This window comes from Silanimonas algicola (assembly GCF_054777375.1).
Genome location: NZ_BAAHAS010000002.1, coordinates 318,411 through 343,501, shown reverse-complemented (window position 1 = coordinate 343,501; position 25,091 = coordinate 318,411). Strand labels below are relative to the sequence as shown.

Here is a 25,091-nt window from a genome sequence, read left to right as displayed (position 1 = left end):
TGTTCCCAAAGAGAAAAACAGCGCCTCGCATTGCGGCGGCGCTGTTTTCTTTTCACGCCACCGGAGTTCCCATGAGCCTCGCCGCCCGCCTTCATCCGATCCGCGCCCATGCCGGCCACGTCCGCACCACCGGCCTTGCCGACGAGGTGATCGAACGCTTCGGGGCGTCGCACCCGCAGCTCGGTGCCGCGATCGATGCCGCGCTGGAGGCGTTCGAGGCGATCAAGATCGAGTTCCCGGAGCTGCTGGAACTCGATGAAGCGGAGCAGATGCGTATCGCCCAGGCCGGGTTCCTGAACTTCTATCCGGACGACGCGGTGAACCCGTACATCGCCATTGCCGCACGCGGCCCGTGGGTCATCACCCTGAAGGGCGCGGTGGTCTACGACTGCGGCGGCTACGGCATGCTCGGCTTCGGCCACACCCCCTTCGCCGTGCTGTCGGCGATGGCCAAGCCGCAGGTGATGGCGAACATCATGACGCCGAGCCTCTCGCACCTGCGCCTCGACCGCGCCTTGCGGGCGGAGGTCGGCCACACCCGTGGCGGCTGCCCCTACGCCAAGTTCCTGGCACTGAACTCGGGTTCGGAGTCGGTGTCCCTCGCCGGCCGCATCGCCGATGTCAACACGAAGATCCATACCGACGCCGGTGGCCGCCACGCCGGCAAGCGCGTGAAGCGCCTCGCCATCAAGGGCGCCTTCCACGGCCGCACCGAGCTGCCGGCGCTGTATTCGGATTCCAGCCGGAAGAACTACGCGCTGCACCTCGCCAGCCACAAGCACCATGCCGACCAGCTGATCACCATCGAGCCCTACTCGATCGAGGCGCTGCGGCAGGCCTTCGCCGACGCCGAAGCCAACGGCTGGTACTTCGAGGCGATGTTCATCGAGCCGGTGATGGGCGAAGGCGACCCCGGCCGCGCCCTGCCGCCCGAGTTCTACGCCGAGGCCCGTCGACTGACGAAGGAGCACGGCACCCTGCTGCTGATCGACAGCATCCAGGCCGGCATCCGCGCCCAGGGCGTGCTGTCGATCGTCGACTACCCAGGCTTCGAGGGCCTCGAGGCTCCGGACATGGAGACCTATTCGAAGGCGCTCAACGCCGCGCAGTACCCGATGTCGATCCTGGCGGTGACGGAGCGGGCCGCCAGCCTCTACCGCCGCGGCACCTACGGCAACACGATGACGGCGAACCCGCGCGCGATGGACACCGCCGCCGCGACCCTCGGCCTGCTCACGCCGGAACTGCGCGCCAACATCCGTGCCCGCGGCGCCGAATTCCTGGCCAAACTCGAAGCCCTCAAGGCCGAGCTGCCGCCGGGCACCATCACCAAGGTGCAGGGCACGGGCCTGCTGTTCTCCTGCGAGATCGCCACGCACTACAAGTGCTACGGCACGACCAGCACCGAGGAATACATCCGCGAGAAAGGCGTCAACGTCATCCATGGCGGCCTGAATTCGCTGCGCTTCACCCCGGTGTTCGCGATCTCGAGCGCCGAGGCCGACCTCGTCATCGACGCCGTCCGCCAGGCCCTCCTGCACGGCCCACGACTCATGGAAGCCGAAGCCGCTTGAGCGCCTCGCGACGCCAGCGGGCCTGATGGGTCCCGCGCACGGAAGGAACAGACGCCCCGCCTTGCGCGGGGCGTCTTGCTTTCAGGGGCGAAGCGTTCATCATCGCGCCATCGATCTCCGACGGACGTCCGATGCGCCGAACGCCTCGCCACGGATGGGTCATGGGCCTGTTGCTTGCCCCCTCGATCGCCTGGGGCGCCGAGGGGGCGATGGCTCCGGATGCCAGCGCCTTCGATGCCGCGTTCGCGAAGGCGATGCGCGAGGGCATGGGCACGACGCCCGTGGAGGGTGCCGCTGCCGTCGACGCGCTCCGTGCCTCGCTCCCGCCGAACGATCCGCGGCGCCAACGCCGCTTCGAGGCGATCGCTTGCGGCGCCGCGCGTCGAGATCGGCAGGCGGCCTTGGCCAACGCCGACAGGCTGCTCGCGGCCGAAGCCGCCGAACCGACGCCCGACCCCACCAGCCTCGCCCTGCTGCACGCCTGCCGAGCGGCCTTCCTCGCGCTGGGCACGGACTCGACGGTGGTCGAGGCGGCCTACGACGCGGCGGTGGACGCCGCCCGGCGCAGCGACGATCCCGTCCTCCTCGGGCAAATGCTGTCGGCGCGCTCCAGTGCCCACTCGCTCGCCGGGGAATTCGCCAAGTCGCTGAGCGATGCACTGGCGGCGCAGGACGTGTTCGACGACGCCGGCGATCCGTTCGCGATCGCGGCCAACCTGCAGAATGTCGGCATCGCCTACCGTCGCATGGGCGAGTCGGCACGCGCGGAGGAGTACCTGCGGCGCAGCCTCGAGGACGAGGAGATCCGCTCGCGCTGGGCCTATGCGATGGTCTCGCTGCTGCAGCTGGGCTACCTCTATGACGAGACCGGCCGGTACGACGAAGCGCGACGCATGCTGGCCGACGCCGTCGAGCTTTGCCAACGCCACGCGAGCCATGCGGACTGCGGCTATGCCCGCCTTGGGCTCGCCGGCGTCGAGGTCAACGACGGCGCCCCACGGCGCGCGCTGGCGGCGCTCGAGCGGGCCGAAGCCGACTTCGCCGAGTCCGGCGACCCGGGCGATCCGACCATGCTCGCACTGGTTCGCGGCATGGCCCTCGCCGCACTCGGGGAAGATGCCGAAGCGCTCGCTCTTCTGGATCGCGCCGTCGCCACATGGACGAGGGAGGGCAACGAACGCTACCTCGCGCTGGCGCTGCCGGAGCGGGCACGCCTGCTGGAACGCCTCGGGCGCGAGAAGGAAGCGATCGCCGATCTTCGCCGATTCATCGAGGCCCATGCCGAGGACGACCGCCTGCGGGCGGAGCAGCGTACCGACTTCATGCGCGAGCAGTTCGACGCCTCGCGGCGCGAGGTCGAGAACGCCGAGCTGAAGGCGCGGGAAGCCCTGCGCCTCAAGGAGATCGAGGGCCTCAACGCCGCGCGCCGCTGGCAGTGGACGGCGATGTCGCTGGCCGTGGTGCTCGTGGTCGTCCTGCTCGTCGTGGTGGCGCGCCAGATCGCCAAGGCCCGCCGGCTGCGGCTGCTCGCGATGACCGACCCGCTCACCGGCCTCGCCAACCGCCGGCACACCGATTACCGCGGCAGCGAGGCCTTCAAGATGGCGCGCCTGACAGGGCAGCCCTTCTGCGTCCTCGCCATCGACATCGACCACTTCAAGGCCGTCAACGACACGCACGGGCACGCCGTGGGCGACACCGTGCTGCAACGCGTCGGCCGCGAATGCCAGCGCACGCTGCGCAAGCTCGACCTCATGGGCCGGATCGGTGGCGAGGAGTTCACCGGCCTGCTGCCCGAGACCGCCGAACCGTCGGCACGGCAGGTGGCCGAACGCCTTCGTGCCGGCGTGGAATCGCTGGACCTCGACGACGTGGTGCCGGGGCTGCGCGTCACCATCTCGATCGGCGTCGCGCAGATGCGTGACGCCGACCCTGACTTCGCCGGCGTGCTCGCACGCGCGGATGCGGCCATGTATCGCGCCAAGCAAAGCGGCCGGAACCGCGTGGTTTCAGACGAAACGGCTTGACGCGGCCTTGACAAAGGCAACGCAGGCGGGTTCAAGTGGGGCCATGCGCCACGACCTGCTCACGCTCACCGTTACCACGACCGCCCTCGGCGGCGTCATCGGTATTCGCGTGCCGGTCGCGGGTGTCACCACCACGACCGGCACCTTCGAAGGGCCGGGGTGGCCGAACTGATCCACCACCCCGCGCCGGTCACGGACGCGGGGTTTCCCATCCAAGACCGGCCTCCTCCCAGGAGTCGCCTTCATGGATGTCGCCCTTCTCGCCGATGCCCCCGCCGACAGCCACTGGTCGGCCGCGCTCGCGCCTGACGCCCACAAGTTCGGCGGAGCCGCGCTGTCCGACGCCGCCGGTTTCCGTCGCGCGGCCACGCTGCTGAGGGCCGGCGCGCCGCGCCCGCAGCTGGCCATCGTCTCGGCGACCTTCGGCACCACCGACCGGCTCGTCGCCGCGATGAAGAGTGCGCAGGCCGGCCGCGATCACGCCGACCTGCCCTTCCTCCTCGCCGCGCATCGCGCGCTGCTGGCACCGCTGGGCCTGCCCGGCGACCTGCTCGACGCCGACTTCGCGCAACTCGACGACGACCTCGCCCACCTGCGGACCGGTCGCGCCGATGCTGGGCAAGCCGCGCGGATCAGCGGCGCCGGCGAGGTGTGGTCAAGCCGCCTGCTTGCGGCCCTGCTCGGCCCGGACTGGGCGTGGCTCGACGCCCGCGCGGTGCTGGTGGTGACGCATGGCGAACTCGGTGCGCGACTCGACGCCGCGGCCACCCGCGACGCCCTGGCCGAGTGGCGGCGCGCGCACGCGCAGCCGAACCTCGTCGCCACGGGCTTCCTTGCCCGTCTCGGCGACGGCACCACCACCACGCTCGGCCGCAACGGCAGCGACTACTCCGCCGCGCTGTTCTCCGCGCTGTTCAAGGCCCGCGAGCTGACGATCTGGAAGGAAGTGGACGGCCTGATGTCCGCCGACCCGCGCCTCGAGCCCGAAGCCGTCGTGCTGCCCGAGCTGAGCTACGCGGAGGCGATGGAGCTGGCCTACTTCGGCACCAAGGCCTTGCACCCGCAGTCGCTGGCCCCGGCGATGGCGGCCGGCATTGCGCTGAACGTGCGCGACGTCCGCCAGCCCGAGAAGCCCGGCACGCGCGTGGTGGCCAACCCCGCGCCGTCGGCGAACCCGGTGAAGGGTGTGTCGCTGGTGCGCGGTCTCGCCGCGCTGGAGCTGCAGGGCTCGGGCCTAATGGGCGTGCCCGGCAGCGCCGAGCGCTTCTTTGCCGCCCTGCATCGCATCGGCGTTTCCGTGGTGATGATCACCCAAGCCTCGAGCGAGCACTCCATCTGCGCCCTCGTGCGCCGCGAGCAGGCCGAGGCCGGCCTCGCCGCCGCGCGCGCGGAGTTCGCCGACGAGATCGCCGCCGGCCATGTGCAGGGCATCGCGCTGGAGCACGACCTCGCCGTGCTGGCCGCGGTCGGCGACGGGATGATCGGCACGCCGGGCATCGTCGCGCGACTGTCCGGTGCCATCGCGAAGGCCGGCATCAGCCTGCGCGCCATCGCCCAGGGCTCGAGCGAACGGAACGTCTCCCTCGCGGTGCGCGAGGCGGACGCGGAGCGCGCCCTGCGGGTCGCGCACACGGCCTTCTGGCTCAGTGCGCAAACCGTCTCGATCGGCCTGATCGGCCCCGGCAACGTCGGTGGTGCGCTGCTGCGGCAGATCCTCGAAGCGCAGCCGCGCCTGAAGCGCGAACGCCAGCTCGACCTGCGCATCCGCGCGGTCGCGAACTCGCGGAAGATGCTGCGCTCCGACACCACGCTGGCCTCGCTCGACCTCGAGCGCGGCGAGCCGCTCGACCTCGATGCCTTCGCGAAGCACGTCAAGAGCGAGCACATCCCGCACGCATTGATCGTCGACTGCTCGGGCCGCGCCGACATGGCCGAGCGCTACGAGGGCTGGCTGGCGCAGGGCATCCACGTGGTGACGCCGTCGAAGCACGCGGGCAGCGGCGACGCCGCTCGACTCGCCGCACTGCACCGCGCCGGTGCGAAGTCCGGCGCGCGCTTCCGCTACGAGGCCACCGTGGGTGCCGGCCTGCCGGTGGTGATGACGCTGCGCAACCTGATCGACACCGGCGACGTGCCGCGCAGCATCGCCGGCCTGTTCTCCGGCACGCTGGCCTGGCTGTTCAACCACTACGACGGGTCGCGGCCGTTCTCCGAACTGCTGGCGGAAGCCCGCGCCGCCGGCTACACCGAGCCCGACCCGCGCGACGACCTCTCGGGCACCGACGTGGCGCGCAAGGCGGTGATCCTCGCGCGCGAAGCCGGCTGGTCGCTGTCGCTCGACCAGGTCGACGTGGAAAACCTGGTGCCATCCCAACTCCGCGACGTGCCGCTGCCCGAGTTCCTGCAGCGCCTCGGCGAGTTCGATGCGCCCATGGCCGAGCGCCTCACCGCGGCGAAGGCCCAAGGCCAGGTGCTGCGCTACCTCGCCGAGGTAGACGCCACGGGCACGGCCACCGTCGCGCTGCGCGCGGTCGATGCCACGCACCCGGCGGCCTCGGCGCAGGGCACCGACAACCTGTTCGCCTTCCATACGGCGCGCTACCACACGCGTCCGCTGGTGGTGAAAGGCCCGGGCGCCGGCCCGGACGTCACGGCGGCGGGGGTGTTCGGCGACATCCTCGCCATCGCCGCGCACCTCGGGGCCAAGCTGTGAGGCCTGCGGAAGCCACGGCCTTCGCCCCGGCCAGCAGCGCGAATCTTGGTTCTGGATTCGACTTGTTGGGCCACAGCCTCGAGGGGTGGCACGACCGGGCGACCGTGCGGCGCATCGATGCACCCGAGGTGCGCATCGACGGCATCGAAGGCGTCATCACCACGCTGCCCGCACGCGCCGAGGACAACACCGCAGGCGCGGCTTTGATCTCGATGCGTGCAGCGCTCGACCTGCCCTTCGGCTTCGCGGTGCGACTGCGCAAGGGCATCCCGCTCGGCTCCGGGCTCGGGGGCTCGGCCGCGTCCGCGGTCGCCGCGGTGGTGGCCGCGAATGCCTTGCTCGACACCCCGCTGTCCCCGGAGGCGCTGTATCCGTTTGCGCTGGACGGCGAAGCCGTGGCCAGCGGCAGCCGCCACGGCGACAACATCGCGCCCTCGCTGCTGGGCGGCCTCGTCGCCGCTTTCCACGGCGACGGCATGGCGCCGGCGCGGCTCCGTGCGCCCGCATGGCTGCACGCCGCCGTCGTGCATCCGGCCGTCGTGCTGGAGACGCGCGTGGCCCGCGCCGCGCTCGCCGAGCCCTACCCGATCCAGCGCATCGTCGCGCAGACCCACCACCTCGCCGCGCTGCTGCTCGGCCTCGAGCGCGACGACGAGGCGCTGATCCGCCGCGGTCTCGATGACGTGCTGGTCGAGCCACGACGCGCCGGCCTGATCCCCGGCTTTGCGGCCGTGAAGCAGGCGGCACTGGATGCTGGCGCCCTCGGCAGCAGCATCTCCGGCGCCGGGCCCAGCGTGTTCGGCTGGTTCCGCGGCCGTGCGGCAGCCGACGCCGGCGGCGCGGCGATGCAGCGCGCGTTCGCCGAAGCCGGCCTCGCCACCTCCCTTCTTGTCTCGCCCGTGGCCGGACCCGCCGCGGGCCTTGTCGCCCCCCAGGACTGACCGATGCGTTTCGTTTCCACCCGGGGCCATGCCCCTGCCCTGAACTTCGGCGCCGCGCTCGGCGCCGGCCTCGCACCGGACGGCGGCCTCTACGTGCCGGAACGGCTGCCGCGCCTCGATGCGCGCGATGTCGAGGCGATCCCCGACACGCACCTCGCCGGCACGCTGGCCGCGCTGCTGCGGCCCTTGCTCGGCAACGATCCGCTGGCCCAGCAGCTCGACGCGCTCTGTGCCGAAGCCGCGAACTTCGACATCCCGCTGTTGCCACTGAACGGCACCGGCGACCACCTGCTCGAGCTCTTCCACGGCCCCACGGCCGCGTTCAAGGACCTCGCCGCGCGCTTCCTCGCCGCCTCGCTGTCGGCGCTGCGCGCGCCGGACGCGCCGGTGCAGACCGTGCTCGTCGCGACCTCGGGCGATACCGGCGCCGCGGTCGGCGCGGCCTTCCACGGCCGCGAGGGCTTCCGCGTGCTGATCCTCTACCCCGACGGCAAGGTCTCGCCGGCACAGGCGCATTCGCTCGGCGCCTTCGGCGGCAACGTGCGCGCGCTGCGCGTGACCGGCAGCTTCGACGACTGCCAGCGCCTCGCCAAGCAGGCGCTGGGCGATGCCGCGCTGCGCGCCGAGGTGCCGCTGCTGACCGCGAACTCGATCAGCCTCGGGCGCCTGCTGCCGCAGATGGGCTACTACGCGATGCACGCGCTGCGCTTCCAGCGCCGCCACGGCCGGCCGCTCGGCTTCATCGTGCCCAGCGGCAACCTCGGCAACGCCGTGGCCGCGCTGATCGCCCGCGCCATGGGCCTGCCGATCGGCGAGCTGGTGCTGGCGACCAACGCGAACCCGACGCTCTCGGAGTTTTTCGACGGCGCGCCCTACCGCGGCCGTGACGCCATCCCGACGCTCGCCAACGCGATGGACGTCGGCGCCCCGAGCAACGTCGAGCGCCTGTTCTGGCTGGCCAACGGCGACGAAGCCGCAGCGCGTTCGCTGATCCGCGTGCAGCGCATCGACGACGCCCGCATCCGCGCCACGGTCGCGGCCGCCGAGGCCCGGCACGGCGTCGCGCCCTGCCCGCACACGGCCTGCGGTCTCGCCGTGCTCGAAGACCTGCGCACCGCCGGCGACGCCCGCGACTGGGCGGTGGCCGCCACCGCGCACGCCAGCAAGTTCCTCGACGTCGTCGGGCCGCTGCTGTCGAGCGCGCCCGCCGTGCCGGCGGCGTTCGCGGCGCTGCTCGCGAAACCGGCGCAGGCCGACGCGATGGCGGTCGACGGAACGGCACTGGCGGACGTGCTTCGCGCGCCATGGGGCCGGACCTGAACGCATGAGCGCCTGACGGATCGCCATGGCGACGCGATGCCGGCGTCGCCCCGGCTGCGGCACACTCGGGCGCCCTTCCCCACGCCCGACCTGCCATGTCCTACGTCCGCTGCCTGCGCGGCATCGCCTCCGGCGTCGAGTACCCGCACGACGTGCCGATGAACCTCGATCCGGTCGATGGCCGCCCGGTCGAGATGGTGCTCGACCTTGAGCGCCTCGCCCGCGAGAAGCCCCAAGCCGCGTGGTACGACCCGACGCGCCCGGACCTCTGGCGCTTCGGCGGCCTGCTCGCCCTCGACATCACCGACCCGCACGACGCCGCGCACATCGTGCCCTTGGGCGAAGGCCACACGCCCGAACTCGACTACCGCGAGCACGCCGTGGCAAAGGCGGCGGGGGTTTCCCTGTGGCTGAAAGACGAGGGCCAGCACTGGCCCGGCTTCGGCGGCAACCCGACCCGCAGCTTCAAGGATCGCGGCATGGCCATGGCCGTGGCGCAGGCGCGGCGACTTGGCCTCAAACGCCTCGCCGTGCCGACGCAGGGCAATGCGGGCGATGCGCTGGTGCGCTATGCGCTGGCCGGCGGCCTCGACGTCGTGGTGGCCATGCCCGAGGACACGCCGCTGCCGATCGTGGGCAGCGTCGCGGTGGCGGCGAAGAAGCACCCGGGCCGCGTCACGCTCGAGCTGGTCGGCCCGACCATCCGCGAAGCCGGCGCGTTCCTGAAGGAGCACTACATCCCGCAGTGCTGGTTCTCGGTCGCCACGTTCCAGGAACCGGGCTGGCGCATCGAAGGCAAGAAGACGCTGGGGCTCGAGATGGCGGAACCGAAGGACGGCAGCACGCGCTGGTCGCTGCCCGATGCGGTGATCTACCCCACCGGCGGCGGCACCGGCGTGCTGGGCATGTGGAAGGCCTGGGACGAACTCGAAGCCCTCGGCCTGATCGATTCGCGTCGCCCGCGGATGTACTGCGTGCAGAGCGAGGCCACGACGCCGCTGGTGCGCGCCTTCGAGGCCGGCGCCGAAGACACGACCGCCCTGCCCGCAGGCAGGACGATCTCGACGGGTTTGAACGTGCCGGGTGGCGTCGGCCACTTCCGCGTGCTGCAGATCATCCGCGCCAGCGGTGGCGCGGCCATCGCCGTCTCGGAGGCCGACACCGCGGCGGAGCTGCAGCGCGTCTGGCGCGAACGCCAGCACTGGATCAGCCCCGAGGGCGCCGCCTGCCTCGCGGCCCTGCCTCAACTGCTCGACCGTGGCCTGCTGAAGCGCGGCGAACGCGTCGTCGCGGTCAACACCGGCTCACTGGAGAAGTACCTCTCGGACCTGCGCGGGATCCTGGGCGCCTGATCGGCGGCGCTCGAACAGCACCCACGCCAGCGTCAGCCCGCCGAGCAGCCAGCAGTAGTGCAGGCTGCCGGCGAGATCGAGCGGCGAGACGCCGCCCAGCGAGGCCGCGAGCAGGATCTGCGCGCCCCACGGCAGCAGGCTCTGGGTGACGCAGGCGAAGATGTCGAGCAGGCTGGCCGCACGCGCCGGCGACACGCCGTGCTCGGCGGCGATGTCCCTGGCGATCGGCCCGGAGAGCAGGATCGCGACGGTGTTGTTCGCCAGTAGCGCGTCGCTGCCGGCGACGAGGCCGGCGATGCCGAGCTGGCCCACGCGCGGGCCCTTGCGGCCGCGTGCCAGCGCCTCGATGCGGGCGACGAACCACGCGAAACCGCCGTCGGCGCGGATCAACGCGCCCAAGCCGGCGACGAACAGCGACACCAGCACGGTGTCGGTCACCGACAGGAAGCCCTTGTGGACATCGCCGGTGAAGCCGAGCAGGCCGTAATCCGCGAAGGCGAGGCCGAAGGCGCCGGCCAGCACCACGCCGATCGCCAGCACCGCCAGCACGTTCACGCCGAGCACGGCGAGCACGAGCACCGCGAGGTAGGGCAGCGCCAACCACGCGCTCGGCGGATCGGCGGGCGGCACCGGCTGCGCATCCCCGGCGAAGGCCAGCAGCACGAGCGTGCCGAGCGCGGCGGGCACGGCGAACTTCAGGTTCTCGACGAACTTCGCGCGCACCGTGGTGCCCTGCGTTCGCGCCGCGGCGATGGCGGTATCGGAGATCAGCGACAGGTTGTCGCCGCAGGTGGCGCCGCTGAGCACGGCGCCCAGCACCAGGGCCTTGTCGAGCGAGGCCGCGTCGGCGAGGCCGAGCGCAATCGGCGCGACGGCGGCGATCGTGCCCATCGAGGTGCCGAGCGCCAGCGCGATGGCCGTGGCCAGCAGGAAGATGCCCGGCAGGATCAGCGCCGCCGGGATCACCGACAGGCCCAAGGCCACCACGGCCTCGACGCCGCCCGTGGCCCGACTCACCGCGGTGAACGCCCCGGACAGCAGGAAGATCAGCAGCATCAGCTGCACGTCCTTGTCGCCCATGCCGCCCAGCAGACGCTCGAAGGCCGGCGCGCCGCGGCGATGGGCCAACCACAGGGCGAGGGCCAGCGCGGGCACCAAGGCCACCGCGGCGGGCATTTGGTAGAAGGCGTTGGCTTCGCCCAGCGCCGTCAGCGAGAAGCCGACGCCGCAAAACAGCGCAATGAACAGCAGGAGCGGCGAAAGGGCGAGAAAGGACGGCGGCGAGGCGGGCGGATTCGGCGAGACGGGCGAGGACACGGAGGCTCCGGAGAAAAGACGAAGCCTCGGCCGCCACGCGGTCCGGGGGAGGGGGCGAGCGACGGCCGGGCTTCGAAACGGGTTCGACCACGGGCGTCAGGGGCCTCGCTACCCCGAGGGCCGGGGCCGGAGCGACGCGATGTGGTGAAGACCCTTATTCCACTCCGGATATGAGGCGGGGGCAAAGGCCCTTCGCCCATGCCCTCATGCCATCAAGGCATCAACCGGCCTGCCACGCCGCGACAAAGCCCCACAGCAGCTGGCCGGCGAGCACGAGCAGCAGGATCCACGTGCCAAGCGTGCCCCAGAAGCGCCCGAAGCTGGTACCTGCGGAGCCCGACAGACCCACCGCATGCAGCACGCGGGCCAGCACCAGGCCCGCGCCGCAGGCGTGCACGAACGCCACGCCGGCACCGTTGTTCTCCGCCACCAGCAGCATCACCAGCATCAGGGGCACGTACTCGATGGCGTTCGCCTGCGCGCGGATGGCGCGGGCGAGTCCGGCATCGCCGCCGTCGCCGATGCCCACCTTCAAGCGGCGGCGGAGGCCGACGATCCGCAGCGACAGGCCGAGGATGAGGAGCGCACACAGGGCGGCGTAGAAGCCGGTGATCATCAGAGCAGTCCTTCCTTCCAGGGGCCGGTGATGGCGACGGTGAAGCCCGGCGTGTAGACATTGACGAACAGCCACCGGCCGTCCGGGGAGAAGCAGGCGCCCGCGAACTCGCTGTTCGAGTAGTCGCCGGTGAGGCCGTGGAAATTCTCGTAGATGCCGTTGTTCTCGGCGAACTGGAAGAGGCCGCCTCGCGGCGTCAATCCGAACAGCGACTGCGCCTCCTTCCGATAGCTGTCCTGGCAAAGCACGAGGCCGCCACGCGGCGACATCGCAAGGTTGTCCGGGTAGTAGAGCGTCTCCTGCGCCGGCGACTCGAACACCAACTGCAGCTCGGCGGCCTTGGCGTCAAAGGCCCACACCTGGCCGGCACCGGCGTCGCCACCGCTGGTGGAGGTGAAGTAGATGGTGTCGCCCTGTGCGTAGCAGCCCTCCAGCCGGATGAATGCGCTGCCGCCATTCGCCAGTCCTTCCCGGACGTTGCCATCGGTTTTCCCCGACGGGCCGATGCCACGTTCCGGATGCTCGATCGGCACCCAGCTGGCCTTGAAGCGATCGCCGGTGCGGTGCCCGCGACGCAGGTCTTCCGCGCCCTCGGCCTTCAACATCCACAAGGTGCCGCCACGATGGAGCTCGCCCTTCACCGACGGAACGAACCGGTAGAAGCCCGCCACCGGGTCCGCATCTTCCGTCAGGAACACGTCACCGCTCGCCGCATGCACCGCGGCGGCCTCGTGCACACGCTGGCCCATGGCCAGCAGCGGCTCGGCCCGCGACGGCCCATCGAAGGGCACTTCGAAGACGAAGCCATGGGAATGCTTCAGCTCGACGACGCGCTCGTCGAAGACCGCCCGACCCGGGTCGAGGACCTCCTCCTCGCAGGAGAGCCAGCTGCGCCAGGGGGTGATGCCACCGGAACAGTTGCGCAACGTGCCGGACAGCGAAGCGCGCGATTCCAGGAGCTCGCCCTTCTCGGCATCGAACACCATCGTGGTGGTGCCACCGTCCACCTCGGGGTCGTAGGTCATCGCCGCATCGCCGAACGTGCCCCGCTCACCGTCGCACTCGTGGTTGCGCACGAGGGTGAGGCGCTGACCATCCGCGTGGACGATGCCCATGCCGTCATGGTGGGTGGGCGTCGGCCGCCCATCGCTCATCGGCGTGGTCGCCCAACCGAACGTGCGGTAGGTGAATCCGGCCGGCAGCTTCAGCAACGGCAGGCCGGTGGTCGCGTCCGCCACCGGCGAAAGCGGACCGAATCCCGCGACACGCCCCGCTGGGAGACCGGCATGGGCCAGCAGCCGGCCGAACGGGGACAGTCCCAGCACAGACGCTCCGGCGGTGGCGGCGGAAAGCGCAAGGAATCGGCGGCGGGCGAGCACGGGATCAGAACGCATGGGTCGGAACTCGAGGGACGGAAACCGCCAGTGGATCAGGGTTCGATGACGATCGAGGTGGCGAGGATCTGCCATTCGCGGCCGGCATCGATGCCGCCGCCACTCTCTTCGTTGTAGTGCTGGGCCTGCTCGGCACTGAGCTCGACCGGCATGAGCTCGCCGTAAACGATCGCGGTGCCGCTCACGTCTTTCGGCAAGAAGAACTCGTGACCGGTCTTGACACGCACGCCGGTGCCTCCCGCATCAAGCATCACCCAGCAACCCTTGGCCTGGCAGACCTGGGTGATCCGACCACTGAACTTCATCGAATGACCGGTGTGGGACGGCGCGTAGGAGGGAAAGAGCGCCGCCACGGGCGTCGGATCCCCGGCGGGCATCGGCGCACCGTAGGTGGCAGCGAAACCGCTCGGAGCCGACAGGGCGAACACCAGGGCGAAGGCAATCCGGATCAAGGGTTTGGGCATGACAAGGACCTCGAGGGGGGGGAAGGAGCAGCGGAGCGTCACGCCGGCAACGGCGTACCGGTGAGTTGAGCGTGTTCGTCCCGGGTGCCGAAGCGGCCCCGGTCGTCGCGCGCCACGCGCGCCATCGCGCAGCCATGGTCGTGCGTGAAGAAAAGCCGCACATCGCGCGCCAGCATGTCATCGAGGAACGTGCGCTTCTCGTCGACCAAGGCCTCCGGCGAACGGTCGTACCCCATCGTCACCGGCAGGTGCACCCAGGGTCGACCCGGGATCAGGTCGGCACAGAACACCACGCCGCCTCGGCCGCCCTCGCCGACGATCTCGGCCAGCATCAGGCCCGGGGTGTGCCCGTCGCTGTGGTGGAAGCGCACGGCGTCACCCAGCGCGCGGCTATGGGCGCCGTCGACCACCTCCAGCCGGCCACTGGCCTCGAGCAGCCCGGCGAGCTCGGGGATGAAACTGGCGCGATCGCGGGGGTGCGGGGCCATGGCTCGCGACCAGTGCGACGCACCGACGACGAAGGTGGCTTTCGGGAACAGCAGCCGAGGCGGCTGGCCCTCCTCCCATGGCGCCAGAAGGCCGCCGGCATGGTCGAAATGCAGGTGCGAGAGCACGACGACATCGACGTCCCCGTGCGACACGCCGGCCTCGGCGAGCGAATCGAGCAGGACGTGGCGCGCTTCGACGACGCCGAAGCGTTCGCGCATCTTCGGCTCGAAGAAAGCGCCGATGCCCGTCTCGAACAGCACGGTTTTGCCGGCGAGCCCCTTGGCGAGGAGCGCACGGCAAGCCAACGGGATGCGATGCTGCTCATCCGGGAGGATCCACTGCGACCACATCGCCCGCGGCACGTTGCCGAACATCGCGCCGCCGTCGAGGCGCTGCGAGTTGCCGAGGATCGACCACAGCCGGACGCCGCTCGCCGTGCTCATCGGAAGATGCCTCCGTCCTGCGTGCTGCCCTTGCCGACGCTCTTCCAGCGCGGGTCGGCGCCGGCCTCGACGTCGCCGTCCGTGAGGTCCCAGGTCACGATCTGCATGTTGCCCCACGAGCGGGGCTCCTCCTTGACGAGGTGCCCGCGGGCCTCGAGGCCGGCGCGAAGTTCCGGCGACAGCGCGTCCTTCTCGATCGACACTTGGTCGGGCAGGTACTGGTGGTGGATTCGCGGCTCGGCCACGGCCTCGAGCGCCGAAGCGCCGGCGTCGAGCGCGAGGACGCCCTGGATCACCATGCTGATGATGCGGCTGCCGCCCGGCGTGCCGAGCACGGCGACCTGCTCCTCGCCGAGCACAATCGTCGGGGTCATCGACGACAGCGGGCGCTTGCCCGGCGCGATGGCGTTGGCGTCGTCGCCCACCAGGCCGAAGGCATTCGGCACGCCAGCCTTCACCGAGAAGTCGTCCATCTCGTTGTTGAGCAGGAAGCCGGTGCCCGGGATCACCATGGCGTTGCCGTAGGGCAGGTTCACGGTCTGCGTCACCGACGCGATGTTGCCCTCGGCATCGATAATGGAGAAATGCGTGGTGTCCGGGCGCTCGAGCGCGGTGACACCCGGCAGCATCGCGCTCGGCGTCGCCTTCTCCGGGTGGATGCCGGCACGCAGTCCCGCCGCGTAGGCGGGGTCCGTCAGCAGTTCGACCGGCACGTCGACGAAGTCCGGGTCGCCGAGGAAGACCGCGCGATCGCGGTAGGCGCGGCGCATCGCCTCGATGCGCAGGTGCAGGCGGTCGAGCTCGCCGCGCGTCGCCCAGTCGTAGCCGTCGAGGATCTGCAGCGTCTGCGCCAGCGCGATGCCGCCCGACGACGGTGGCGGGGCCGTCACGACGGTCTTGCCGCGATGCCGGAACACCAGCGGCTCGCGCTCCACCACGCGGTACTGCGCCAGGTCGTCCAGCGTCCAGATGCCTCCGGCCGCGCGCACGCCGTCGACGAGGCGGCGGGCGATCTCACCGCGGTAGAAACCGTCGAAACCGTCGCGCCCGAGGCGTTTCAGCACCTCCGCGTAATCCGGATTGCGCATGCGCGTGCCAATCGCCGGGATCTTCCCATCGACCAGCAGCAGCGACGCGGCACCGGGATCGGCGGCAAGCGCCGCCTCGCGCCAGCCCATCATCGCGAGGTTCTTGTCGCCGAACACCCAGCCCTGCTCGGCCAAGGCGATGGCCGGTGCGAGCGCATCGGCCAGCGGCAAGCGGCCGTAGGTCGTCGAAACGTGCACCAACGCCGCGGGCAAGCCCGGGATCGCGGCGGCCAGCGGGCCGTCGATGGTCTGCCGCGGACGCGGCTCGCGGGTGGCCGGGTCGAGGAACATGTCGCGCGTTGCCGCGAGCGGCGCGCGCTCACGCCCATCAACGAAAACGACCTTGCCGTCGCTGGCGCGACGCAGCAGGAAGAAGCCGCCGCCGCCGATGCCGGAGCTCTCGGGTTCGACGAGGCCCAGCGCCGCGCTGACCGCCACCGCGGCATCGAACGCGTTGCCGCCCTTGCGGAGCACCGCCATGCCGGCATCCGTGGCCTGCGCGTTGGCACTGGCGATGGCCGCACCGTCCGGGCGCTGCCCGATGGCGGCCGGCACCTCGCGTGCCACGGAGATCGGGGGGAAGAGCCCTGCCACCAGGGAAAACGCGGCGGCGATCAGCATCGGACGGAACGACATCAGGCCATCTCCCGCTGCAGGGCTTCGAACTTCTGCTGCAGCTCGGTCTTGGATTCAGGGTGCGACGGGTCGAGCTCGATGCACTCGACGGGGCAGACCACCATGCACTGTGGTTCGTCGAAGTGCCCGACGCATTCCGTGCACTTCGGCGGGGCGATCTCGTAGATCACCTCGCCCTGCGAGATCGCACCGTTCGGGCACGCCGGGGCGCAGACGTCGCAGTTGATGCAGGTATCGAGGATTCGAAGGGCCATCGGCGGGACCCGGCGGGCGACGAGCACCCGCCGGCTGGGCGCGGATTACTTGGCTTCGACGAAGCGGAACTCGGCACCGGCCGAGAGCGCCGCCTGGCGGACGCGCGACTCGTCCTTCGATTCACCGATGAACAGCACGCGGGAGCCCTTCAGCGCCGTGTCCTTGATCGATTCGTCCTCGAAGGCCTCGACGATGAGGTCGGCCATCATCGTGCTGTTGGGGGACGAGAAGCTCAGCATGTTGCCCGGCAGCACGCCGCGCTGCAGGGCGCTGCGGACGTCGTTCATCATGCGCGAATAGGGGCCATCCGCCTCCGCCGGGTCGGTTTCGGCCGGCAGGTAGTAGTTGAAGGTGCGCTCGGTGATGCCATCGGTGTTGTTGCCGATGACCTGCCCGAGGTAGGTCTTCCACTCGGCATCGTCCTGGCCGGTTGGCGCGACGAGGGCCACCGCCTCGGCTTCGGGTTGCGCTTCCGACGCTTCGTCGTCCGCTTCGCCCTGGCAGGCAGTGAGGGTCAGGGCGAGGGCGGCCGATGCGGCCAGGAGGGCGAAACGGTTCATGGTGGTCTCCTTGGGTAAAGCGGGATCAGGGGCTGCGGAAACGCGCCTCCAGGGCGCGCGCCACGACCGGGGGCACGAAACCGGAGACATCGCCGCCAAGGCGGGCGACCTCACGGACGAGAGTCGAGGAAATGAAGCTGTGCTGCTCGGCCGGTGTCAGGAACAAGGTCTCGGCCTCCGGGATGAGGTGCCGGTTCATGCTCGCCAGCTGGAACTCGTACTCGAAGTCCGAGACCGCGCGCAGGCCGCGCAGCAGCACGCCGGCGCCACACTCGCGGACGAAGTTCGCCAGCAGTCCGTTGAAGGCGCGCACTTCGACGTTCGGATGGTGCGCCAGCGCCTCGCGGGCCAGCGCTTCGCGCTGCTCGACGGGCATCACCGGGTTCTTGCCCGTGCTCCCGGCGACGCCGACGATGACTCGCTCGAAGATCGGCGAGGCGCGCGCGACGAGGTCGGCGTGGCCATTCGTGATGGGGTCGAAGGTGCCGGGATACAGGGCGATGCGGTGACGGGAAGACATGCCGGGCCACGATTGCGGGACGCCCCGAGTGTAGCAACTCAGCCTTGCGGGACCCGGTAAAGCGCCCCCCGCACCTCGCGGGTGAGGGTTTCGCGCTGCAGCATCCAGCCATCCGGTACCGCCGGCACCGCGAGGGCTGGGCTCTCGACGTAGACGAGCGCCCCGGGCGCGAGGCGTGGCGCGAGCACCGGCAGCGTGGCGGCCCAAAGCCCAGCGGCGAACGGAGGATCGACGAACGCGAGGTCCCAGGGCCCCTGCTGGGCCGCAAGGAAGGCACCGGCGGTTTGCGCATGGACGCGCACGAGACCGCCGCTGCCATCGCGGCCGAGCCGGGCCGCTGCCTGCCGCAGCGCATCCACCGCCGGTGGCGCGCTTTCGACGAGATCCACGGAATCCGCGCCGCGCGATGCCGCCTCGAAACCCAGTGCCCCCGTCCCGGCGAACAGGTCGAGCACCCTCGCGCCCGACACGCGGCCGTGCAGCCAATTGAACAGGGTCTCGCGCACGCGGTCCGAGGTCGGCCGAAGCCCCGCCACGTCGGGCACCGGTAGCTTGGAGCCCCGCCAGGCGCCGCCGATCAGGCGGACTTGCCCGGCGACGGCGGGAGCGGCAGGGCGGGACTTCATCAAGGCGGTCCGGGTGCGGGTGGTAAACTGCACGGCCATTCTGCGCGATGCCGCCCTCCTCCGCGACGATGTTCGACTGGTTCAAGAAAAAGCAGCCCGCGGGCGCAGCGACCGCGAGCCAAGCCGAGCGCCCCACGGCCGCCGACGCGGTCGTCGAACCTGCCGCCGCGCCAGCGAGTGCGACCGTGCCGCCCCCCGCCGTCGACGAGTCCGCACCGGCATCCGGAGGCTGGTGGGGGAAGCTGCGCCAGAGCCGTTTCGCCACCGGCCTACGCGGCCTGTTCTCTTCCAATCCAAAACTCGACGACGCCCTGCTCGACGAGATCGAGACGGTGCTGCTCGGCGCCGACGTCGGCGTCGTCGCCACGGAGGCGCTCGTCGAAGACCTGCGGCACCGCGTCCGCGCACGCGAGTTCGAGGACGCCCACGCCTTGCAGCGACACCTTCGCGCGCAATTGCTGGCCTTGATCCGCCCGGTCGCGAAACCGCTCTCCATCGATGCGGCGAAGGCCCCTTTCGTCATCCTCACGGTCGGCGTGAATGGCGTCGGCAAGACCACCACCATCGGCAAGCTCGCTCACCGCTTCCGGAAGGACGGCCTGAAGCTCGCGCTCGCCGCCGGCGATACGTTCCGCGCCGCGGCCGTCGAGCAGCTCAAGGTCTGGGGAGAACGCAACGGCGTCATGGTCGTCGCGCAGGGCCAGAACGCCGACGCCGCGGCCGTCATCTTTGATGCGCTGCAGGCGGCCAAGTCGCGTGGAATCGACCTTCTGATCGCCGACACCGCAGGCCGCCTGCATACCCAGCAGGGACTCATGTCAGAGCTCTCGAAGGTCGTGCGCGTCCTCGGCAAGCTCGATGCCAGCGCGCCCCACGAGGTGCTGATGGTGATCGACGGCACCACCGGCCAGAATGCCGTCAACCAGGTGAGGCAGTTCCTCGCCGCGGCGAACGTCACTGGCCTCGTCGTCACCAAGCTCGATGGCAGCGCCAAGGGCGGCGTCGTGTTCGCGCTTGCCCGCGAATTCGGCCTGCCCATCCGCTTCGTCGGCCTCGGCGAGACGATGGAGGACCTGCGCGTGTTCGACCCGGACGCTTTCGTCGACGCGCTGCTTCCCGAGCTCGGCGGCGCGGAGCGTGCCACGTCGTGAAGCCGGGGCCAGTCGCGGCCGCGACGCCTGACGCGCCACGTCCGCCGCGTCGCTGGAGGAGGCCGGCGCTCGGCGCCGTCGGACTGCTCGCCGCCGCGCTGGTGGCCGTGCTGTCGTTGCCGTGGTGGCTCAACGCCCGCCGGGCGGCCGATCTCGCCCTCGTCCAGCTCGAGGCGTCCACGGGCCTGGATTGGTCCTATGGCGATGAACCCGCGATCCGCTGGCGCCCCCAGCCCTGGCTGTCACTGCCGCGACTGGAAGGTCGCGACGCCAACGGCCGCACGGTGCTCGCCGCTGCGCGCATCGAGATCGCGGTGCCTTGGGCGACCCTTCGCGGGGAATCGCTGCGGGTGGACGCCCTTCACCTCGACGCGCCGGCTCTCGACTTGGAGGCGGCAAGCGACTGGTGGGACGCTCGACCTGCGGGCGACGCCGCCCACCTACCCTGGATCGACGGGCTACGGATCACCCGGGGTCGTGTGATGTGGAGCAGAGGTGCCCTGCAGGACCTCGAACTGAGCCTGCCGCGCTTCGCCATCGACGAGCCGATCGCGCTTTCGCTCGGCGGCCGGATGGTCGGCACGACGGCCGGGGATGCCTCGTCTTTCCCGCTGTCGATCCGCCTGCTGGCGACGCCGCGGGAAGCGCCGCTGCGGCTGGAGGGTTTCGAATTGTGGGTCGATGGCACCGGCCCGATCGCACCAGCCGTCGCACGCGGTCGATTGCAGCTCGCCCCCTGGGTGCTCGAGGCGAACGGGGAGCTGGCCTCATGGCCCGAGGCATGGCCGGCATTGCCCGCGCCGCTCTCCGCGAGCCGTTCGCCCATCGTGTTCACGCTCACGCAGCACGGTGGCACGCCGACAACCGCGGCAACGCAGCTCGCGCTGTCGCGCGATTCGCATCGCGTCGAAACGGACGGCACGCCGGACTCCGTGATGGCATGGCTCGCGGACCGCGACGCCGCCGCGCTACCGCCGCTGCGGATCCGCGCCGAGATTCCGTCGCTCGACCTCGATGGCGTCCGCCTCGAGGGGGTCACCGTGGCGCTGGACGGCGGGGACGACGAAGACCGCGCGAAGCAGGGTTCGCGATGAGCCGCCGGGACTTCGCCGAACGGCTCCTCGACTGGTACGACCGCCATGGCCGCCATGACCTTCCATGGCAACATCCGCGCACGCCCTACCGGGTCTGGATCAGCGAAGTCATGCTGCAGCAGACGCAGGTACAGACCGTCATCGGCTATTTCTCGCGCTTCCTGTCGCGATTCCCCGACCTTGCGTCGTTGGCGGCGGCTGACGAGGACGAGGTGCTCGCGCTGTGGTCGGGGCTGGGCTACTACAGCCGCGCGCGCAACCTGCACCGCGCCGCGAGGGCGTGCATGGACAGGCACCAGGGCAAGCTCCCCGAGGGTATCGATGCCCTGTCCGCCCTGCCGGGCATCGGCCGAAGTACGGCCGCCGCCATCCTTGCGCAGGCCCATGGCCAGCGGCATGCCATCCTCGACGGCAACGTGAAGCGCGTCCTCGCTCGATTGCTCGGTGAAGCGGAGTGGCCGGGCAAATCGACGGTCGAGCGGCGGCTCTGGAGCGAGGCCGAGGCGCGGCTGCCGGCGTCGCGGCTTCCCGACTACACCCAGGCGCTGATGGATTTCGGGGCGACGCATTGCACCGCGCGCAAGCCGCGCTGCGGCGACTGTCCGCTGCAGGACGATTGCCGGGCCTACGCCGAGAAACGGGTCGACCTCGTGCCGGCGCGCAAGCCGGCCAAGGCGACGCCGACGCGTGCGGTCCGCCTCCTCGTGATCCGCGACGAAGCCGGGCGGGTGCTCTTGCACCGTCGCACGGGTCGAGGCGTATGGCAGGGCCTGTGGAGCGTCCCCGAGGCTTCCGATGAGGACGCGGCGCGGGAACTCGCCGCCACCCTTGGGATCGACGACGGCGTCGCGCTACCGGCCTTCGTGCATGCTTTCAGCCATTATCGACTGCAGGCATCGCCCACCCTGCACCGTGTCCGCGGGGCGCCGCCCCCCTGGCCGCCCGGCACGGGCGCCGGGGACGCACCGGAACAGCACCGCTGGATCGAGCCCGCGGACTACGATTCCGTGGGGCTCCCGCGTCCCATCCGAACCCTTCTGGAGTCCCTGCCATGAGTCGTACCGTCCTTTGCGCCAAACAGGGGGTCGACGCCCCTGCCCTCGCCTTCGCCCCCTGGCCGGGCGCACTGGGCAAACGCATCTTCGAAAACATCGGGCAGCCGGCCTGGCAAGAGTGGCTGGCCCACCAGACGATGCTCATCAACGAGAACCGGCTCTCGCCGATGGACCCGAAGCACCGCGCCTTCCTCGAGTCGGAGATGGAGAAATTCCTGTTCGGGAGCGGCGCGGAAAAACCGGCAGGCTTCGTTCCACCCGCCGCCTGAGCGCAGCGCCGATCAGCCTCCGCGGTCCACGACGTCGACCGCCGCCTGTCGCGCCGCCCTCTCGCTCTCGCGGAGCGCGGCAACGTCGACGGGCCGGATCGAGCGGATGCGGCAGTTGCCATCCGGCGTCCGGATGCGATCGAAACCGGCATAGACCCGCCCGGTGCTCGATGTGATGCCGATGGACGAAGACCAACGCAAAGCAGGGCACGGGGCATCCACCGTGAGCAGGTAGATCCGGCGTGGTCCGGTCCATACCGCCACCGCGTGGTCACCCAGCGAAGTGAAGCCGTCGATGCGGAAAAAACCGAAGCTCGCGACCGGCTCGCCCGCCGCCGACTCGTGGCGCGCCAGCGACGCGGCACCGCGGTCGGGGGCGTCCGTCGATCCAAGACTCGAACAACCGGCCATCGCCAGAGCGCCGGTGGCGACGAGCGCCTTGCGCATCCCCATGTTCATGGACTCCGCCTCGCTTGCAGGCCCCGGAGCAGGGCCTGATCACGCTACACCCGCCGCGCTGGCGGGGTCACCCGAGGTGCCGGGCGTCGGTTGGCCCCGGTTCACGCCATGCTTCACCCTTGCCAGCACGAGGTCCGGCTGCTAAAGTTTTGGCTTCGCTTCGGCGAAACGGCTAGGTAGCTCAGTTGGTAGAGCAGGGGATTGAAAATCCCCGTGTCGGGGGTTCGATTCCCTCCCTGGCCACCATTCCAGAACCCCGCCCCCGTGGCGGGGTTCTTTTTTTCCGGTCGCCGATGGGCCGCCCCCGTCAACCGGATCGACGCCCGGGCGTTTCTTCGTCCAGGTCCGCGAGCTGCCCCCAGGCCGGCGTCGCTTCGCAGGGGCGAAGGGATTGTGTGAGCTTCGTCATGCTATCGGCCTTCGGCGGCCGATTTGACGTTGTTTCACATACTGGCTTGGTCGTAGCCTGCGGCGGCGCAATACCTCCGCCCTGCCCCGAGGCTGTCCGATGGCGTTCCCCCTGATCCGCGTTGGCCTGGCGCTCGCGGGCGCCGTTTGGGCGGCTTCCCCCGCCCAAGCACAGAGCACCTTCACCAGCACGGCCGTGGCCGAGCACAGCGGCCTATGCCTCGAGGTGCCGGGCGCTTCCACCGGCGGCAACGTGCAACTCGTGCAGAACGCCTGCAACGGCCGGGGGGAGCAGAGCTTCCGGTTCGACGCCGTGAACGCCACCCAGCAGGTGTTCACCATCCGCGCGAGCCACAGCAACCTCTGCCTCGCCTCGAGCGGCACGGCTGCGGCCGACGGCCTGGCGCTCGTGCAGACCGCCTGCATCGGCGGAGACACCAAGCAGCAGTTCCGTCTCGAGAAACTCGCCGCCAGCGGGCAGCGCTTCCGCGTCCGCAACGCCTGGTCCAACCGCTGCGTGGACGTCGCGAACTCGGATGCACGGGCCAATCGGCCCGTGCACACCTGGACCTGCCAGGCCCTCGCGTCAGGTCGCAACCAGAACTGGACGCTCGGGGGCGCCGCGGCGGCAGGCTTCGGCGCCGGTGCCCCGCCGACCACGGCGCAGTCCGATGCTGCGCGCCTGCTGATGCAAGCGACGTTCGGGCCGACGGAGGATGAGATCAACCGGGTCGTCTCGATGGGGGCGGAGGCGTGGATCACCGACCAGTTCAACCGTCCGGCGTCCAGCCATCTCGAGTTACACCAGGCGATCCATAACGAGCTCGCCCCCCATCTCGGCGGCAACGCCGACGATCTCGCCTGCAAGTTCAGCTACGCCTGCCAGCTGACCCGCCACGACACCTGGTGGCAGATCGGGGTGAACGGCCAGGACCAGCTGCGCCAGCGCGTCGCCTTCGCGCTCAGCCAGTTCTTCGTCATCTCCGAAGTCAGCGACAACGTCGGCTACTCGCAGCAGGCGATCAGCGACTACTACGACACGCTTGCGGTCCATGGCCTCGGCAACTACCGCATCCTGCTCGAGGAGGTCACCCTCCATCCGCTGATGGGCCGCTACCTCGGCATGTTGCAGAACGAAAAAGCCGATCCGCGCACGAACACCGAGCCCGATGAGAACTTCGCCCGCGAGGTCATGCAGCTGTTCTCCATCGGCCTCGTCGAACTGAACATCGACGGGACGCCGCGGCTGGACGCCAACGGCCAGACCATCCCGACCTACGACAATGCGCGGATCACGAACCTTGCCCGCGCCCTGACCGGCTGGAACTTCAGCAATGCCGCGCGCTGGTGGGACTGGGAGGACAACGTCAAGCTGCCGGGCCTGATCAGCAACATGACGCCGTGGACGACCGCCCAGGGCGAGATCTATCACGACACCGGGGCGAAGACTCTCCTCAACGGCGTGGTGCTGCCCGCCGGCGGCAGTGCGCGCGCCGACTTGAAGGCCGCGCTCGACAATCTGGCGAACCATCCCAACGTCGGGCCGTTCCTTGCGCGCCACCTGATCCAGCGGCTAGTGACCAGCAACCCGTCCCCTGCCTACGTCCGGCGCGTGGCGGAGCGCTTCAACAACAATGGAAGCGGCGTGCGCGGCGACATGCGGGCCGTGGTTCGGGCGGTGCTGATGGATCCGGAGGCCCGCGATGCCGCCCAGGCGCAGCAATACGGCTACGGCAAAGTGAAGGAGCCGATGCTGCGCTTCTCCGCGGTGCTGCGCGCGTTCGGCGCCCAGGGCCAGGCCGTGGCAACCGCCGGCGGCGCGACGACGCGAGGGCTGCTCCGCAATCGCGGCATCGGTGTCGACATGGCGCAGACGGTGATGGGCTCGCCGTCGGTGTTCAACTTCTACCGACCGAACTACATGCCCACCGGCGACCTCCGGCAGCGGCGCCTGGTCGCCCCGGAGCTGCAGATCCTCAACGAGGCGGTGGCGGTCAGCACGCTGAACCACCTCCACGGCCGCCTGTGGCAGACCGACAGCGCCGACGCGGCGATCCCGACGACCACCAGCGATCCGCGCTTCTACTGGACGCGCTACCGATTCAACCTGGCGGCGGAGAAAACGTTGGCGGCAGCCCCCGAGAAGCTCGTCGACCGCATGAACCTGCTGCTGATGGGGGGCCGCATGCCCGCCGACATGCGCAGCATCCTCATCGCGTCGACTTACGCCACCCCGATGAACGACGGCGGCGGTGACCGCGTGGAAGACCTGATCTTCCTGATTGCTTCGTCGTCCCAGTTCGCCGCCCAGAGGTAACCC

At 70.5% G+C, this 25,091-nt stretch carries 22 protein-coding genes, 1 tRNA gene and 1 pseudogene; 13 read left to right on the top strand and 11 right to left on the bottom strand.

Annotated elements, in window-relative coordinates:
• Nucleotides 1-71: 71 nt before the first annotated feature.
• From ACYVAK_RS06780 to ACYVAK_RS06750, 7 genes are all read left to right on the top strand, one after another.
• The gene (locus ACYVAK_RS06780; protein ID WP_461059243.1) at nt 72-1,574 is read left to right on the top strand and encodes an aminotransferase class III-fold pyridoxal phosphate-dependent enzyme; all 1,503 of its coding nucleotides are present in this window, start codon (nt 72-74) and stop codon (nt 1,572-1,574) included.
• A 161-nt stretch (nt 1,575-1,735) separates the two neighbouring features.
• Nucleotides 1,736-3,601 carry a GGDEF domain-containing protein gene (locus ACYVAK_RS06775; protein ID WP_461059241.1) on the top strand — a complete coding sequence of 622 codons (1,866 nt, stop codon included), beginning with the start codon at nt 1,736-1,738 and terminating at the stop codon, nt 3,599-3,601.
• Between the two features lie 43 nt (nt 3,602-3,644).
• Nucleotides 3,645-3,773 (top strand): hypothetical protein, encoded by a 129-nt coding sequence (locus ACYVAK_RS06770; protein WP_461059239.1) that lies wholly within the window; start codon nt 3,645-3,647, stop codon nt 3,771-3,773.
• A 72-nt stretch (nt 3,774-3,845) separates the two neighbouring features.
• Nucleotides 3,846-6,314: a bifunctional aspartate kinase/homoserine dehydrogenase I gene (gene thrA / locus ACYVAK_RS06765; protein ID WP_461059237.1), complete on the top strand. Its 2,469-nt coding sequence runs from the start codon at nt 3,846-3,848 to the stop codon at nt 6,312-6,314.
• The gene (locus ACYVAK_RS06760) at nt 6,311-7,255 is read left to right on the top strand and encodes a homoserine kinase (protein ID WP_461059235.1); all 945 of its coding nucleotides are present in this window, start codon (nt 6,311-6,313) and stop codon (nt 7,253-7,255) included. The genes thrA and ACYVAK_RS06760 overlap by 4 nt, the downstream gene beginning before the upstream one ends.
• 3 nt (nt 7,256-7,258) lie before the next feature.
• Nucleotides 7,259-8,575 (top strand): threonine synthase, encoded by a 1,317-nt coding sequence (gene thrC / locus ACYVAK_RS06755; RefSeq protein WP_461059233.1) that lies wholly within the window; start codon nt 7,259-7,261, stop codon nt 8,573-8,575.
• Nucleotides 8,576-8,670: 95 nt separating this feature from the next.
• The gene (locus ACYVAK_RS06750) at nt 8,671-9,927 is read left to right on the top strand and encodes a threonine synthase (protein ID WP_461059231.1); all 1,257 of its coding nucleotides are present in this window, start codon (nt 8,671-8,673) and stop codon (nt 9,925-9,927) included.
• Here ACYVAK_RS06750 and ACYVAK_RS06745 read toward each other — a convergent pair.
• From ACYVAK_RS06745 to rsmD, 10 genes are all read right to left on the bottom strand, one after another.
• The gene (locus ACYVAK_RS06745; protein ID WP_461059229.1) at nt 9,880-11,244 is read right to left on the bottom strand and encodes a Na+/H+ antiporter NhaC family protein; all 1,365 of its coding nucleotides are present in this window, start codon (nt 11,242-11,244) and stop codon (nt 9,880-9,882) included. The two genes, ACYVAK_RS06750 and ACYVAK_RS06745, sit on opposite strands and share 48 nt — an antisense overlap.
• Nucleotides 11,245-11,464: 220 nt before the next feature.
• Nucleotides 11,465-11,860 carry an MAPEG family protein gene (locus ACYVAK_RS06740; protein WP_461059227.1) on the bottom strand — a complete coding sequence of 132 codons (396 nt, stop codon included), beginning with the start codon at nt 11,858-11,860 and terminating at the stop codon, nt 11,465-11,467.
• Nucleotides 11,860-13,254, bottom strand: coding sequence for a PhoX family protein (locus ACYVAK_RS06735; RefSeq protein ID WP_461059225.1), 1,395 nt, complete (start codon nt 13,252-13,254; stop codon nt 11,860-11,862). The genes ACYVAK_RS06740 and ACYVAK_RS06735 overlap by 1 nt, the downstream gene beginning before the upstream one ends.
• 35 nt (nt 13,255-13,289) lie before the next feature.
• Nucleotides 13,290-13,718 carry a DUF4920 domain-containing protein gene (locus ACYVAK_RS06730; RefSeq protein WP_461059223.1) on the bottom strand — a complete coding sequence of 143 codons (429 nt, stop codon included), beginning with the start codon at nt 13,716-13,718 and terminating at the stop codon, nt 13,290-13,292.
• Between the two features lie 38 nt (nt 13,719-13,756).
• Complete coding sequence (locus ACYVAK_RS06725) at nt 13,757-14,650, bottom strand: MBL fold metallo-hydrolase (RefSeq protein WP_461059221.1); 894 nt, start codon at nt 14,648-14,650, stop codon at nt 13,757-13,759.
• On the bottom strand, nt 14,647-16,359 hold the full coding sequence (gene ggt / locus ACYVAK_RS06720; protein ID WP_461060504.1) for a gamma-glutamyltransferase: 1,713 nt from the start codon (nt 16,357-16,359) through the stop codon (nt 14,647-14,649). Before ggt ends, ACYVAK_RS06725 begins: the two co-directional genes overlap by 4 nt.
• Before the next feature lie 14 nt (nt 16,360-16,373).
• Nucleotides 16,374-16,628 carry a YfhL family 4Fe-4S dicluster ferredoxin gene (locus tag ACYVAK_RS06715; protein WP_461059219.1) on the bottom strand — a complete coding sequence of 85 codons (255 nt, stop codon included), beginning with the start codon at nt 16,626-16,628 and terminating at the stop codon, nt 16,374-16,376.
• Between the two features lie 45 nt (nt 16,629-16,673).
• The gene (locus ACYVAK_RS06710; protein ID WP_461059217.1) at nt 16,674-17,189 is read right to left on the bottom strand and encodes a hypothetical protein; all 516 of its coding nucleotides are present in this window, start codon (nt 17,187-17,189) and stop codon (nt 16,674-16,676) included.
• 25 nt (nt 17,190-17,214) lie between these two features.
• Nucleotides 17,215-17,709 carry a pantetheine-phosphate adenylyltransferase gene (coaD, locus tag ACYVAK_RS06705; RefSeq protein WP_461059215.1) on the bottom strand — a complete coding sequence of 165 codons (495 nt, stop codon included), beginning with the start codon at nt 17,707-17,709 and terminating at the stop codon, nt 17,215-17,217.
• A gap of 38 nt (nt 17,710-17,747) precedes the next feature.
• Nucleotides 17,748-18,335: a 16S rRNA (guanine(966)-N(2))-methyltransferase RsmD gene (gene rsmD / locus ACYVAK_RS06700; RefSeq protein ID WP_461059213.1), complete on the bottom strand. Its 588-nt coding sequence runs from the start codon at nt 18,333-18,335 to the stop codon at nt 17,748-17,750.
• Nucleotides 18,336-18,430: 95 nt separating this feature from the next.
• Here rsmD and ftsY point away from each other — a divergent pair.
• The 4 genes and pseudogenes from ftsY to ACYVAK_RS06680 form a co-directional block, all read left to right on the top strand.
• A pseudogene (gene ftsY / locus ACYVAK_RS06695) lies at nt 18,431-19,486 on the top strand (signal recognition particle-docking protein FtsY); the annotation flags it as partial.
• Nucleotides 19,483-20,580 carry an AsmA family protein gene (locus tag ACYVAK_RS06690; RefSeq protein ID WP_461059211.1) on the top strand — a complete coding sequence of 366 codons (1,098 nt, stop codon included), beginning with the start codon at nt 19,483-19,485 and terminating at the stop codon, nt 20,578-20,580. The pseudogene ftsY and the gene ACYVAK_RS06690, both read left to right, overlap by 4 nt.
• Nucleotides 20,577-21,635, top strand: coding sequence for an A/G-specific adenine glycosylase (gene mutY / locus ACYVAK_RS06685; RefSeq protein ID WP_461059209.1), 1,059 nt, complete (start codon nt 20,577-20,579; stop codon nt 21,633-21,635). The genes ACYVAK_RS06690 and mutY overlap by 4 nt, the downstream gene beginning before the upstream one ends.
• Nucleotides 21,632-21,904 carry an oxidative damage protection protein gene (locus ACYVAK_RS06680; RefSeq protein ID WP_461059207.1) on the top strand — a complete coding sequence of 91 codons (273 nt, stop codon included), beginning with the start codon at nt 21,632-21,634 and terminating at the stop codon, nt 21,902-21,904. The genes mutY and ACYVAK_RS06680 overlap by 4 nt, the downstream gene beginning before the upstream one ends.
• A gap of 12 nt (nt 21,905-21,916) precedes the next feature.
• Here the strand turns inward: ACYVAK_RS06680 and ACYVAK_RS06675 are convergent, their stop codons facing one another.
• Nucleotides 21,917-22,351: a DUF6491 family protein gene (locus ACYVAK_RS06675; protein ID WP_461059205.1), complete on the bottom strand. Its 435-nt coding sequence runs from the start codon at nt 22,349-22,351 to the stop codon at nt 21,917-21,919.
• 182 nt (nt 22,352-22,533) lie between these two features.
• Between ACYVAK_RS06675 and ACYVAK_RS06670 the strand changes: the two genes are divergently transcribed.
• Together ACYVAK_RS06670 and ACYVAK_RS06665 are read left to right on the top strand one after the other, a co-directional pair.
• Nucleotides 22,534-22,609 (top strand) — tRNA-Phe (locus tag ACYVAK_RS06670).
• A 262-nt stretch (nt 22,610-22,871) separates the two neighbouring features.
• Nucleotides 22,872-25,088, top strand: coding sequence for a DUF1800 family protein (locus ACYVAK_RS06665; RefSeq protein ID WP_461059203.1), 2,217 nt, complete (start codon nt 22,872-22,874; stop codon nt 25,086-25,088).
• Nucleotides 25,089-25,091: the final 3 nt, after the last annotated feature.